We start from the raw sequence: 13,618 nt of genomic DNA, 5'->3' as shown, positions 1-13,618 counted from the left end.
AAAAATGTGGGGTGGGCCGACTAGCGTACCCACCGGAAAATCTAAGTGACGAGCGTACTATAAGCCCCGATACAATTGGTCAAGCAGGCTTTTATTGTTATCGAAACCTTTGACGTCCCGATTTTCGAACAGCGAACGACTCATGCGTTTGATAAACCGTAAATAGGGCGCCGCGCGCATGTAATGCCTTAAATTGGTGTGGCCGCGTACAATCGCGGAGATTCGTTCGGCATTTTCTGGGATTCCCCAACCCATAGCTTGGTCGGCCGGGTGTTCGGCTTTTTTGAAAAACAGCGTGACATTGCCGCCGTCTTCGGAAAACAAATGCATGTCTTCAACTAAGCCGGCTTTTTCACCCATGCGCCGCAGTGTCGCCAAATTGAAATTGTACAGATGCGCCTCATGAAAAGTGCTGCTGGGTGATTGACAGGTGGCCTCGATATTCGGTACTTCCACTACTAACACGCCGTCCGGTTTCAACAAGCTGCGCAACTTGCCCAATACAAAAAACGGGTCTTCGGTGTGTTCCAGTACATGCCAAATGGTGATCACATCAAAACTGTTTTCTGCAAACTGTGCATCTTGAATAAAGCCGAACTGTAAATTCAGATCGTATTGCGCAGCGGAATATTGGCCGTAACCCTTGTTCGGTTCGATGCCGTGCAAATCGTGGCCCAGCGATTTGATTAAATAAGCAAACTCGCCGCCGCCGGTGCCTACGTCCAGTAGGGTTTGCGGTTTATGCAGTAAGTGTTTGATTTTTTCATGCCTGGTCAGCGCAACTCGGCCGGCACGCAGGATGTGTTTGGCTTTGGGGGCATAGGTGTTTTTGTATGCCAGCCGATAATCTTCTTCGTAAAACTGGCGAGGATCGTGCGGAAACGGATCGCTCCAGACCAGTCCGCAGTCCTTGCAGATGACGCTGCGTAACTCTGCGCCGCTGCGGCTGCGCATGGATAACACGGCAACGTGGTTGCCGCCGCAAAGATTGCATGGAGTTGAAGACGTTTCGGACATTAAGCTACTTCTGTGATTTGTGTTCGATTAAAGCGGGTCGACGCGAAAGCGCAGACCCGAGAGCAACAGCCTGAGGGCCGGTTTAGTTCATATGGTAATTCGGCGCTTCCTTGGTAATCGTCACGTCATGCACATGGCTTTCACGCATGCCTGCACTGGTGACGCGCACAAACTGGGCATTCTCATGCATCGCCGCAATCGTGCTGTTGCCGGTGTAACCCATGCTGGAGCGGATACCACCTAACAATTGATGCACAATCGCCAGCACGCTGCCTTTATAGGGCACCCGGCCTTCAATACCTTCCGGCACCAATTTTTCGACTTGCTCGGTATCTTCCTGGAAATAGCGGTCACTGGAGCCCTGCTGCTGCGACATCGCACCCAAAGAGCCCATGCCGCGATAAGATTTGTAGGATCGGCCTTGGAACAATTCCACTTCACCCGGCGCCTCTTCAGTGCCGGCAAACAAGCCACCCAACATCACCGCATGCGCGCCGGCCGCCAAGGCTTTGGCAACGTCGCCGGAATAGCGGATGCCGCCGTCGGCAATCAGAGGTACGCCTGTTCCTCTTAACGCATCTGCGACATTGCTAACGGCAGTGATTTGCGGCACGCCGACACCGGCGACAATCCGCGTGGTACAGATAGAGCCCGGACCGATACCCACTTTGACGCCATCAGCGCCGGCTTCGACCAATGCCAAGGCGGCCGCAGCGGTGGCGATATTGCCGCCGATCACCTGGACTTGCGGGAAGTTTTGTTTTACCCAGCGCACTTTATCCAGCACGCCTTGCGAATGACCGTGAGCAGTATCGACGATGATGACATCGACGCCAGCTTCCACCAACGCGCCAACCCGTTCGCCGGTATCGGCACCGGTGCCAACCGCCGCACCGACGATCAGTCTTTCCTGTTCGTCCTTGCAGGCTTGCGGGTTGTCTTTGGCTTTTTGAATGTCTTTGACGGTGATCATGCCGCGCAAATGAAAGGCATCGTTGACGACCAGCACTTTCTCGATGCGGTGCTTGTGCAGCAAGTCTATGACTTCCTTGTGCTTAAACGACTCATGAACCGTTACCAGCTTGTCTTTCGGCGTCATGATGGAACGGATGGATTCGTCCAACCGAGTTTCGAAGCGCAGATCGCGGCTGGTGACGATGCCGACCAATTCTTCGCCATCCACCACCGGAACGCCGGAGATGTTTTTAGCGCGGGTTAATTCCATTACCTCGCGAACCGTCACGTTGGGAGAGACGGTAATCGGGTCTTTGATCACGCCGCTTTCGTATTTTTTAACCCTTCTGACTTCCGCTGCCTGCTGCTCGACAGTCATGTTTTTATGGATGATACCGATGCCGCCTTCCTGAGCAATCGCGATAGCCAGGCGGGCTTCGGTTACCGTATCCATTGCCGCGGACACCAGCGGGATGTTCAGCTTAATCTTGCGAGTCAGCTGGGTTTTTAGTTCGACTTCGCGCGGCAGTACGCTGGAGTGGGCGGGCACCAATAAAACATCGTCAAAGGTGAGAGCTTCTTGAATGATTTGCATAATCACACCGGGTGGCTAATCGTAAATAAGCCAGCCATTGTACAACTTAACCTGCAATCCGAAAAATCGGAAATAGTCAATGGTATTTAGGTCCGTGCTGGTTTTCGCTTGAGAGTGCCGCCGCAATCGCTAAATATTCGCTGGTATTGGGCTTATGCAGGAAAACTCCCAGCACGCCCATCGCACTGAAAATATACAAGGTGTTAAATCCATCGCCGAGAAAGAACATCGCGAAGCCGAACAAACTTACGAGTTCGATCAGAAACTGCGTGACTATTATCGTAGACAAGTAGCGCTGCTTAGCTGTTTTCGGTCCCGGCATGGTTTGATTCAGACGCAGCAGGATGTGCCGCAGCAGTTTAGTAACAGGAAACAACAAAATCGCTAAGCCGTAGAGCACACTCCTAATCAACACTCGTTGCGCTTCGTCAACGCCTAGTTGCAGTTCGCTGGCCCAGAAATGGCAAGCCAGATTGTAGCCCAATACCGTTAGCAACGCGCCTGCACAGATAAGCCAGTGCGGACGCAGATCTTCGGCTGATGGCTGGGTTTGAACGGACATCGATAACTCCTAACGAGCGCGGTTGCGGTAGTCGCGGAGGATAACAACAAACGCCACAAAGTCATAAACGGCATGAATCACCATGGGCATCAGCAGATTGCGTTCGCCGCCGTAATCCAGCATTACCCCCATATACAAGCCCATCAACATCGCTAAAACCGCGTAAAGCGGCGTAACCGCATGCACCAAGGCAAACAGCACATTGCTAACCCACAAGCCTACACTCGCACCCCAGCCATTTTCCAGCCAAGGCTGTAAAAACCCGCGAAACAGCGCTTCTTCGGCAAAGCCGGCAATCGCAGCCAGTATCAGCAAATCGGTCCAATGCCGATATGCCAGCCTAGCGCCCAAGGTTTCCAGCAGTAAATCGCGAATCTTTTGGATGGGCGGATAGCTAAGCTGTTGCATCGCAAAAAACAATACCAGTAGCGGCCCGGTTGCGAATAAGCCAATCCCTAATGCTGCCTCGGAAAACGCCAGATTGGCGAACGGATCGAGGTCGGCAAGCCAGCCCAAAGCCAGCGCCAATACCGCTAAAGAACCCTCGAAATAACAGGCAATTCTGAAAAAAGCGTTTGAAGCGGCGGACTGGTTTTCCATGATGTTGGGCTTTAGGCAAACGGGGGACTGAAAATTCTAAACAAAAACCATTAGAATTGGCAGCATTAGCGATCACTGGTCATCATCATGCAATGTTTCATCTATAAAAGCCTGAAAAAAGACGAACTCTATTTATATCTGGACAAAAAGGACGACTTTTCCGCGGTGCCGGAAGCCTTGTTCAAAAGCCTTGGCCGCTTAACATTTGTGATGGAGTTGCAGTTGAGCCCGGATCGCAAATTAGCCCGGGAAAATCCGGAAAAAGTCATTGCCAGCCTGCAAAGCAAAGGCTTTTTCGTGCAATTACCACCGACATTGATCAGTGCCATGCCGGCGTCGCTGGACAAGCAACTGCACTGAAATCGGGCGCGCCATATTGGTATATCCGTGCTAACATGGTCACAAAAAATCTTTATCGGAAAGCACGGTTTTTGCTCACTTATTTAGTCAGACCAGGATACGCACCACATGTCAGATAATCCATTAGCTTACGAAGACGCAAAGTCTAAGGGCATACTTTGGGGTTTTGGTTCGCTGTTAGGCGTTGTTCTGATTGTCATGCTGGTGTTAGGCGAATGGTGGAGCCGCGAGCCCGAGCAATTCAGCGTTCAGGACGAAGCGATCGAACGGATGAATGTCACGCATACCGATCAAATGCCGATTGGCTACGTGTATGCCAACACGCTGGCGCATATCGCCGACGTGATTCTGTTCAAATCCGGCGGTTACCTGTCCAACGACGTGGCGCCTCCCGGTCTGTTTTGCGATAACATTCAAAACTTCGAATACGGTGCACTGGTCATGTTGCGCGACGGCACCACCGCATTACGTAACCATTTCGCCCGCGACCAATCGCAATCCGCGGAAGACCCTGATTTGGCAAAAGCCGAACCTTATTTTTACTACGAACGCAATTCCTGGGCTTTGCCGTCCACCGAATCCGAATACGTAAAAGGTATCGAAGCACTGCACGCTTACATGGTTCGCCTGCAAAATCCGTCTTCCACTTCAAAGGCCGCGCAGTTTCACTCCAGAGCCGATAACCTTTGGCAATATACCGAAGTGGTGATTAAACGGCTGGGTGGTCTCTCGACCCGCTTGGCGGCCAGTACCGACAAATTTTCCGGCGCAACCCACGGCGATCCATCCAATCCGATCGACATCAATATGCCGACCATCGGCCAAACGCCCTGGATGGAAATCGATAACGTATTCTACGAAGCGCGCGGCTCCTGCTGGGCGTTATTACATATTCTGAAAGCCATCAAGCATGACTTTTCCGACATTTTGTTGGACAAGCGGGCGATGAATACCTTGGACAATATGATCCAGGCCCTGGAAAATGCCTTGTCGCCAACCCTGAGTCCGGTGGTCTTGAACGGCGACGGTTTTGGTATCTTCGCCAACTATTCGCTGGCGATGGCTAACTACATTGCTCGCGCCAATGCCGCTGCGCTGGACTTGCGGGACGTGATGAACAGAGGTTAATGCCATCATGCAGGAACAAATTAACGAAAACCTGAAAAAAATCGAGACGTGGAAACGCATCATTTTCATGCTGGTGTTCGCGGCCATCGACAGCTTGGTTAAACTGTTGTTGTGGCTGGTAATCTTGTTGCAGGTCGGTTCCGTGCTGTTTACCGGCGAAGCTAATGCCAACATCCTTAACTTCGGCCGTAGCCTGTCCACTTACCATTATCATATTCTGCTGTTTTTGACGTTCAACACCGAGCAACTGCCGTTCCCATTTTCCGATTGGAATGAAACCGCCAAACTGGAATTGCTCGGCAAGCAGTAAGCTCCATGGAGTCAGCGCCGCGCAAAATCATCCACATCGACATGGATGCATTTTATGCGGCGGTTGAACAACGCGACCATCCCCACTATCGAAATAAACCCATCATCGTCGGCGGCAAGCCCGATTCACGCGGTGTAGTCGCCACCTGTAGTTACGAAGCCCGCCAATTTGGCGTGCGATCCGCCATGCCTTCCTCGCATGCTTACCGGATTTGCCCGCAAGCCATTTTCGTTAAGCCGCGTTTTGATGTTTACCGGGAGGCCTCCGAGATTATCAGGGGTATTTTTGCTCGTTACTGTGAGCGTTTCGAACCCTTGTCGCTGGACGAAGCCTATCTGGATGTTAGTGATAGCGAACTATACCAAGGCTCCGCGACCTTGCTGGCCAAGCACATCAAGCAGGAGATACGCCGACAAACCGAGTTAGTGGCATCCGCCGGCATTTCCTACAATAAATTTCTCGCGAAAATCGCCTCGGATCTGGGCAAACCGGACGGCTTGTATCTGATTACGCCCGAACAAGGTCCGGAGTTTGTGGAAAATCTGGCTATCGGCAAGTTTCATGGCATCGGCCGCGCTACCGAACAGAAAATGTACGACTTGGGCATCGTGACCGGCAAAGATCTAAAGCAACTGCCGCTAATGGAATTGCAACGGCATTTCGGCAAAGCCGGCCAACATTATTACAATATCGCCCGGGGTATTGATCCGCGCCAGGTCAATGCCAATCGAGCCCGCAAATCGGTGGGTATCGAAACCACGTTCGACCACGATATAGCCGACTTGACCACCATTCTGCGCTATTTACAGGATTTGCTGGAAAAAGCCCTAATCAGATTGGCGGAAAAACAGCTGACAGCTTATACGCTAACTGTGAAAATCAAATATCAAAACTTTGTGCAAATTACCCGAGGACGCACCTTGGCGGAACCGATCAGCGATAGCCCGAACACTAGACTGCTATTGACCGAATTACTGAAAAATACCGGCATCGGCACCGCCAAAGTTCGATTACTGGGTGTGACCTTATCCGGGTTGGAAAATGGCGATAAGCGCTTGGGTCAGTATAGGCAGATGGATTTGTTCGACCTGGGCTGAAGCGGATTTGCCATAATACGAGGCTATCATCGGGGCAGTTCCTTTCTTCAAGATAGTGGCTTTCACGACAGTCTTAATCGGGGTGGGGATTGTTCGGCTCAACAAGCTTTGAACCCACCGGAAATACTTCGGTTTCAACATTGCGGTTTCAAATATTGTCAAACTTAATGTCATTGGCTCGAAAAATTAGCGCGGTGTCGGAAATGCGGCAGGCCGAATGGATTTTTATCTGCGGATTCCTTATCCATTTCGGCATCATGTATCCGGGCTTCATGTGTTATGACGCGGTCAATCAAATCCTCGAAGCTCGCGAAGGCGTCTATTCCGACTGGCATCCGCCGTTAATGGCTACTATCTGGCGCTTCACCGACAACATCGCACCAGGCCCTGCGGGCATGCTGTTTCTGCAACTTGGGTTGGTGTGGACCGGCGCCTACTTGACCTTTCAAGCCTTTTTTAAGCCCTATGGCGACAAGGCCTTAGCGCCATTGCTTTGCGCACTATTATTTTTGCCGCCGTTGTTCGGTATCAGCGGCGCGATTTTGAAAGACATGCTGATGTGGGGCGCGCTATTCACGGCTTTTGGCATGGCGGGACAGATAAAAACTCATGACGAACAACTCCCGCGCATTGCGTTTGTATTGTTCGCGCTGACAATTTTGGTTTTATGGTTAGCCATCCTGATCAGACACAATGCATTGTTCGCTGCAATACCCATACTCAGCTTTGCTTTATATCGCCTATATCCAAAAAATAGCCTATTCGGCTTGGTGCGCGCAGCCGTTCCCGGTGCGGCGCTTACGCTGATCTTATTTGTAGCGACCGGAGCGATAAACAACCGGCTTGCCGACCGACATACCTATCCCTGGGTCGCTAACGCCTCATTTGATATTGCCGGTGTCATCAAACGGCTTGAAGATAAAAGCAGGCAACAAGCTATTTTCGATCAATTGGCTGGTAGCCTAAATTCAACGGGCTCTGTCGAGCCATTGCTAAACGCCTATACGCCGATGTATTGGCGGGAGGTTTTCCGCACCAAGCCGCCCACCTTGCAACTGCCAAAAAATTCGATGGAATCGCAGATCCATGGCTTTGAAAGTATCTCCGACCAGCAACGGCAAACGCTGCATACGCTGTGGATAAACACCATACTCGCAGAGCCGGTTTTATGGGCGCGTCACCGCTTGGCTGTATCGAAGTATGTGCTGGGTTTGGTGCCGGATAGCAGTTGGAGCCCGGTGATGATGGCTAAAGATTTTCCCAGCGACTTAGAACGCTTTTATGGATCTCATCCAAAAGCGACCAAATTGCAAGAGTGGCTTGAGGCAGGTATGACCAAATATGTCGAATACTGGTTTTTTCAACCCTGGCCTTATTTTATGCTGACAATTTGTCTATTTTTTGCCGCTGTGTTTCTTGGCGTGACGGCTAATATCGAAGTCATTTGCCTAACTTCCAGCGCCATCCTGCATGAGCTGGGCTTGATGCTGGCAGCCCCATCGCCCGATTTTCGTTACTCACACTACATGGTTTTTTGCAGCCTGCTTAGTTTGCTATTGCTGGCGCGCCCCTGGTTGGCAAAACGGGAGTCTGTTCACTGGCAAGCGTTTAATGTTGTTGATAAACGGCGAGCGCGCGTTGAATAGCCTGTCTATAATATGCAAATTGATGATTTTATTGCCGATAAATCCGATGTCCATCTGCCTATCTTACCGCCGCGCTTTATTACTGTTGGTTCAGATAGTGGCGGTTGCCATGCTGAGTCAGCTGACCGGCTGCGCCAGTAAGGAAAAAGCACCGCTGACCGTGTTGCCGGCGCCCGAAGGCGGCAACCGGATCGCAGCGAATGATGCGCTGCAATTACAAGGTGCGCCTTATGTTTACGGAGGGGAGTCTCCCAGCCAGGGCTTTGACTGCAGCGGTTTGGTGTATTACGTGTATAACCGTCAGGGGGTGCGTCTGCCGCGCGATACCCAATCCTTAGCCAGACAATTGCCGGCTGTGCAACCGGAACAAAGACAGCCGGGTGATTTGTTGTTTTTTACTACCGACCGGCCGTTTTCGCATGTGGGGATTTATATCGGCGATGAAAGGTTCGTGCATGCACCGAGTAGCCGGACCGGGCAGGTGATGGTTTCCGACTTAAGGCAGCCGTATTGGCGGGAACGCTTTATCGGGGTGCGCCGTCCTGTGGCGCGTTATTCCTTGTCGCTGAACGACAGCGATTACAGCGGCTGTCGTCTGAATTAATCCAGCCAGCGCACCACTGCATCGCGCGATTGCCGGGTCTTCGGCCGCGCCGGCGGATTTTTCCGGTAGCCGAAGGCCACCATATACGCCGCGGACCAGTGTTCTAAATTTACGTTGGCGTCTTCCGCCAAGATCCGTTCTACTTCCAAGCGCTCGAAACCTTCTATCGGACAGGAATCGATACCAATCAGCGCCGCCGCCGTCATCATATTCGCCAGTGGCAGGTAGGTTTGCCGGGTGGCCCAGTCGGTGAGGGTGCGTTCGGAACCCAGCAAATCAAAATCGCTGCGCTGGAATTTTTCGATCAAACCGCTACGCAAGCTGATGATGTCTTCCGGAAACTGCTGCACCTCGCGCATGATGTGTTGCAGATAAGCGCTGTCGTAGCGCATGAAATGGCTTTTCCGCACCAGCGTCAACACCACATGACTGGCGGTAGGCAGTTGCTTTTGCCCACCCCAGGTAAACGCCCGCAGTTTTTCCCGCAAGTCCGGGTTTTGCACGACTAGAAACTGCCAAGGCTCCAGTCCAAACGAACTGGGCGAGAGTCTGGCAACTTCCAAAATAAAATCGAAATCCGCGCCGGCGATCTTGCGCTCGGCGTCGAATTCCTTACAGGCGTGACGAAATTGAAATGCGTCGAGAATATCCTGTTTACTGATAGTCATGTTACAAGCTGTCGCCTACTTCACGTTGATAGAACGGCCATTTCTTCACATGCAAATGTTTTCTGATCGGGGTTTTGATTACCGATACGCACAACGCAATCGAGAACAAACACCATACCGCACAATACTCGTTCGGATCGTTGGTGGTCACGTCGGAAATCCAGGGTCCGATCAAGTAGTGGAACCCTACAAAGCGCCACGAACCATAAATGATCGGCAAATAGAACGCCGCCAAAATATACGAAAACGCATGCAAGCCCCAATTAAACCCAAACAACCAAGTCACGGGTTGCGACATCAAACCGTTCAAAGGCATTTGCCAGGCAATGTGCCACTCGCCGGAGACTGAGCAGGTCTGTACTCCGCAAAAGCCTTCAGTACCGGGCACGCAGTCGCCGGCCCAGGCGAACGGATACATCTTGATCAGCATCGCCAACGAACTGATGGCACATAAGGTGTAAACCGTGGTTCTAATCTTTAATTTGACGCTTTCCGGAATGAAGTACATCGCCACCATATTCACGAAAAACGGCTGGAAGGCGATATGCAGATAACCGAGCAGGGTGAGCACCTGATTATTGGGGTTATCGCACAAATTGATATACACATACGTTGCCGCCTGCAGCAGTTCCATCAAGGCAAAATACGTTAATGGAATCCATAATTCCTTGGATTCGCCTTTGTAAGCCACGTAAACGGCGGTCGTTAAACCTGCGGCAGCCAGAACGCCTGACGCTTCTCCACTCCAACACATTGAAAAATACCTTCTTTATTTTAGTTATAGGCATAGACACCTAGTTTGTAAGCGTGCAATCCGACGGCGCTTAATTTAGTGATTCAGATGTCTATGGGTTTTGCTACGGTCCGTCGTAAAGGGCGGGAATTATTACATAAACCGGACTAAATCGCCGGATTTTGGCGGATCAGGCTAGTACAAATCCACCGGATCGACATCCAGCGACCAACGTACCTTTTTGGCTTCCTTCAACCCATAAATGGCGGGTAACAAATTGTCCAGCAACTGATGCAATTCTTTGCGCTGCGGACTCTGCAACAGCAACTGGTAACGGAATAAACCTGCGCGCCTAGCCATCGGTGCCGCCACCGGCCCCAGAACCTGCACTTTGCCGGGATTTAGCTCGCTGATTTTCTGACAAACCGCCTGTAAAAACTGTTGCGGTTCCTCGGCCTTGCCAGCTTGCACCCGCAGCAAGGCCTGATGGCCGAACGGTGGCAAACCAGCCTGCCGCCGCTCCTGCAGCGCACTTTGTGCGAAAGCCCGATAGCCTTTGCTTAGCAGGGTCTCCAGCAAGGGATGTTGCGGATGCCGAGTTTGCAATACCACCTTGCCGGGTTGATCGGCTCGCCCGGCCCGGCCCGCGACCTGCACGATCAATTGCGCCAGTCTTTCGCTACCGTGGTAATCGATACTGAACAGGCCGCTGTCTATATCCAGAATGGCGACCAGCGTCACCCCCGGAAAATGGTGGCCCTTGGCGAGCATTTGCGTCCCGAGAATTATATCGACCTGGCCATCGTTAATTCGCTCCAGATATTGTTCCAGGGAACCCTTGCGTTGTGTGGTGTCCCGGTCCAAACGCACCACCACCTTGTCCGGAAACAAGCTTGCCAGGGTCTGTTCGATACGTTCGGTACCCAAACCTAGCGCCTGTAGTTCGCCGGTTTTACAGGCCGGACACTGTTTGAGCAAGGGTTGTTCGCTGCCGCAGTGATGGCAGCGCAGCAAGCGGTCGGCGGCGTGAATCACCAGATTGGCATCGCAACGCCGGCAGCGCGACACCCAGCCGCAGCCATGGCAAATCTGCACCGGCGCGTAGCCGCGGCGGTTGAGAAAAATCAGCGCTTGTTGTTTTTTGGCCAGCGTGGCTTGGATTTCCGCCAGCAGCGGTTCGGACAGACCGGCTTGCATTCTTTTATTGCGCATGTCCAATAACTGAAAGCTCGGTACCGTGGCATTGCCGGCCCGATTGGGCAAATGCAGTAATTGGTAGCGGCGCTGGGCAACGTTCGCCATGCTCTCCAGCGACGGCGTCGCCGAACCCAATAACACCGGGATACCCAATCCCTTGGCTCTGGCAATGGCAACGTCCCGCGCGGAAAAGCGAAAACCTTCCTGTTGTTTGAACGAGCTGTCGTGCTCTTCATCGAGAATGATCAGGCCGGGGCGCGGCAGCGGCGTAAACAACGCGGACCGGGTACCGAGCATGATGGCGGCATGGCCTTGCTGCATACTCAGCCAGGCCTGCAAACGCTGGTTATCGGTTAATTTGGAATGGGTGGACACCATGTTCACGGCAAAACGCTTTAGAAAACGCTGCTCCAATTGCGGCGTCAGGCTGATCTCCGGCAGTAAAACCAGCACCTGTTTGCCCTGCGCCAACACCTCGGCGATGATCTGCATATACACTTCGGTTTTGCCGCTACCGGTCACGCCTTCCAGCAAGGATACGGCAAAGCGGCCCAGATTGGCGATGACCGCATCGATAGCCGCCTGCTGTTCGGGGTTGGCCGGTAACACGCTCTCAGTGAGGGCTAATCCGGTGCCCGGAACGGGTTCTTGCGCCGTGACCAAGCCCTTGTCGAGCAAGGCTTTCAACGCCGGCTTGTAGGCGCTAAGCGCGGCAGCTGTCATCGCACTCCCGGTGGACTGCAACAAAGCCAATAGTGCTTGTTGCTTGGGTGCGCGGCGTAATTGTTCCGGGGAAACCAGCCGACCCTGCGGGCTGAGGCCGAAACAGGGTTGGTGTTGCAGTAAAGCCGGCCGGCCTTGGCGCAAGGCCACCGGAAACGCCGCGGCCAGCACTTCACCAATCGGGTGGTGATAATAGCGGCTGGCCCAGCGTAATAACTGAATGTCTGTGTCCGCCAATAGCGGCTGGGTATCCAGAACGGCGATAGCCGGTTTGAGTTTATCCATCCGGACGCTGGAATTGTCCGCGACAGCCAGCAAAATCCCTACCTGCTGGCGCTTACCGAAAGGCACCAACACTCTGACACCTGCTTGCAATTCCGACACATTAACGCCAAGTGGCGGCAAATAATCGAATAAGCGGTCCAGCGGAACTGGCACGGCAACTTTCAAAATTAAATTGCCGGAAGTATCACAGTTAGGCATGTCTCGTGATGTTTTTTTGATATTAGATCGCTAAGTGGTTAACAGGATTGAGGAATCTGAGTTACCCACAAAAGCTGTGGATAACTCTGTGGATAGGCTTTTGAGAGAATCGCTTAGTGTCGGTTTTTATTACACATTTGTTAAATTGTGCAAATTTAAGCCAGCTGATTTGCCAATTATAAATCAATGACTTACGTAAAAAATTAATCTGTGTTAAATATCGCAGGCGCTATCGCAATGCCGCGCAGGCTATGCGCCGTTTTTGTGCATAACCTGTTGCGAAGCTGTGTCGATTCGACGCGGTAACTGCTGCAGTTGCAACAATTCGGTGCCTCGAAAAAATCAGGGGGCCGACACCGGCGACTTTTGACATAGCTGAACCAATTTGCGAATCCCGAAGCTAGACGGCATCGGCATCGTTAAAAAATTGCAGGCATGCCCAACCCGCCAACAACAAAAACGCGAATAAGGTCCAGGCCGGAATACTCAGGCCCAGCAAGGTCCAATCGACTTTCGCGCATTCGCCGGTACCGGTCAGCATTAATTTGATCGTATCCGCCAGCGGGAAATGCTGAAACACGTATTCCAGCCCCGGACTGCATTCCGGCACCTCTTCGGGCGGCAGATGTTGCAACCAGACATGCCGGGCCGAGACGCTGGCGCCAATCAGCGCCGCGGCGGCACTGCACAGCGCGTAAATTTTGCGGCCGCGATTATGCAAACCAGCGATTAAAAAAATCACGCCTGTCGCCAAAATGGCCAAGCGCTGCGAAATACACAGCGGGCAAGGCTCCAGCTCTTCGACAAATTGCAAATACGCGCCAACCGCCAATAGCCCAGCGCAAGCGGCAAAGCCCAGGAAAAAACAAATACGCGGATTAAATTTTAAAAAATTCATTTTCTATGTCTTGGATTAATACGGAAACTGCAAAACTTCGGTT

At 52.2% G+C, this 13,618-nt stretch carries 14 protein-coding genes; 6 read left to right on the top strand and 8 right to left on the bottom strand.

Features of this window, described 5'->3' with window-relative positions; genetic code table 11:
- Positions 1 to 57: 57 nt before the first annotated feature.
- From DDY07_RS19930 to DDY07_RS19915, 4 genes are all read right to left on the bottom strand, one after another.
- Positions 58 to 1,017, bottom strand: a complete 960-nt coding sequence (locus DDY07_RS19930) for a class I SAM-dependent methyltransferase (protein ID WP_253734554.1) — start codon at positions 1,015 to 1,017, stop codon at positions 58 to 60.
- Positions 1,018 to 1,099: 82 nt separating this feature from the next.
- Positions 1,100 to 2,566, bottom strand: a complete 1,467-nt coding sequence (gene guaB / locus DDY07_RS19925) for an IMP dehydrogenase (RefSeq protein WP_171697159.1) — start codon at positions 2,564 to 2,566, stop codon at positions 1,100 to 1,102.
- A gap of 76 nt (positions 2,567 to 2,642) precedes the next feature.
- Positions 2,643 to 3,128, bottom strand: coding sequence for a hypothetical protein (locus tag DDY07_RS19920; RefSeq protein ID WP_253734552.1), 486 nt, complete (start codon positions 3,126 to 3,128; stop codon positions 2,643 to 2,645).
- Positions 3,129 to 3,137: 9 nt separating this feature from the next.
- Positions 3,138 to 3,728: a CPBP family intramembrane glutamic endopeptidase gene (locus DDY07_RS19915; protein ID WP_171697158.1), complete on the bottom strand. Its 591-nt coding sequence runs from the start codon at positions 3,726 to 3,728 to the stop codon at positions 3,138 to 3,140.
- Positions 3,729 to 3,815: 87 nt separating this feature from the next.
- On the opposite strand from DDY07_RS19915, the gene DDY07_RS19910 reads away from it, so the two are divergent.
- The 6 genes from DDY07_RS19910 to DDY07_RS19885 all read left to right on the top strand — a co-directional run bounded on the left by DDY07_RS19910 (position 3,816) and on the right by DDY07_RS19885 (position 8,873).
- Positions 3,816 to 4,088 (top strand): YcgL domain-containing protein, encoded by a 273-nt coding sequence (locus tag DDY07_RS19910; RefSeq protein ID WP_101052774.1) that lies wholly within the window; start codon positions 3,816 to 3,818, stop codon positions 4,086 to 4,088.
- 108 nt (positions 4,089 to 4,196) lie between these two features.
- The gene (locus DDY07_RS19905; protein ID WP_020484171.1) at positions 4,197 to 5,216 is read left to right on the top strand and encodes a DUF2333 family protein; all 1,020 of its coding nucleotides are present in this window, start codon (positions 4,197 to 4,199) and stop codon (positions 5,214 to 5,216) included.
- Positions 5,217 to 5,223: 7 nt separating this feature from the next.
- Entirely contained in the window at positions 5,224 to 5,526 is a 303-nt protein-coding gene (locus tag DDY07_RS19900; RefSeq protein ID WP_171697157.1) for a DUF4389 domain-containing protein, read from the top strand.
- A 5-nt stretch (positions 5,527 to 5,531) separates the two neighbouring features.
- Positions 5,532 to 6,623 (top strand): DNA polymerase IV, encoded by a 1,092-nt coding sequence (dinB, locus tag DDY07_RS19895; RefSeq protein WP_171697156.1) that lies wholly within the window; start codon positions 5,532 to 5,534, stop codon positions 6,621 to 6,623.
- Between the two features lie 167 nt (positions 6,624 to 6,790).
- Positions 6,791 to 8,269 (top strand): hypothetical protein, encoded by a 1,479-nt coding sequence (locus DDY07_RS19890; RefSeq protein ID WP_171697155.1) that lies wholly within the window; start codon positions 6,791 to 6,793, stop codon positions 8,267 to 8,269.
- Between the two features lie 46 nt (positions 8,270 to 8,315).
- Positions 8,316 to 8,873 carry a C40 family peptidase gene (locus tag DDY07_RS19885; RefSeq protein WP_253734550.1) on the top strand — a complete coding sequence of 186 codons (558 nt, stop codon included), beginning with the start codon at positions 8,316 to 8,318 and terminating at the stop codon, positions 8,871 to 8,873.
- Here DDY07_RS19885 and DDY07_RS19880 read toward each other — a convergent pair.
- The 4 genes from DDY07_RS19880 to DDY07_RS19865 form a co-directional block, all read right to left on the bottom strand.
- Positions 8,870 to 9,541: an NAD(P)H-dependent oxidoreductase gene (locus tag DDY07_RS19880; protein ID WP_171697154.1), complete on the bottom strand. Its 672-nt coding sequence runs from the start codon at positions 9,539 to 9,541 to the stop codon at positions 8,870 to 8,872. The two genes, DDY07_RS19885 and DDY07_RS19880, sit on opposite strands and share 4 nt — an antisense overlap.
- Before the next feature lies 1 nt (position 9,542).
- On the bottom strand, positions 9,543 to 10,295 hold the full coding sequence (locus tag DDY07_RS19875; RefSeq protein WP_171697153.1) for a DUF5765 domain-containing protein: 753 nt from the start codon (positions 10,293 to 10,295) through the stop codon (positions 9,543 to 9,545).
- A 174-nt stretch (positions 10,296 to 10,469) separates the two neighbouring features.
- A complete protein-coding gene (locus DDY07_RS19870) occupies positions 10,470 to 12,677 on the bottom strand; it encodes a primosomal protein N' (RefSeq protein ID WP_171697152.1) in 2,208 nt (735 codons plus the stop codon).
- 400 nt (positions 12,678 to 13,077) lie between these two features.
- Entirely contained in the window at positions 13,078 to 13,575 is a 498-nt protein-coding gene (locus tag DDY07_RS19865) for a disulfide bond formation protein B (protein ID WP_171697151.1), read from the bottom strand.
- Positions 13,576 to 13,618 lie beyond the last annotated feature (43 nt).

The sequence above is a fragment of the Methylomonas sp. ZR1 genome (assembly GCF_013141865.1).
Taxonomy (GTDB): domain Bacteria; phylum Pseudomonadota; class Gammaproteobacteria; order Methylococcales; family Methylomonadaceae; genus Methylomonas.
The sequence above is the reverse complement of the archived record's forward strand: the minus strand, read 5'-3'. Positions and strand labels throughout refer to the sequence as shown.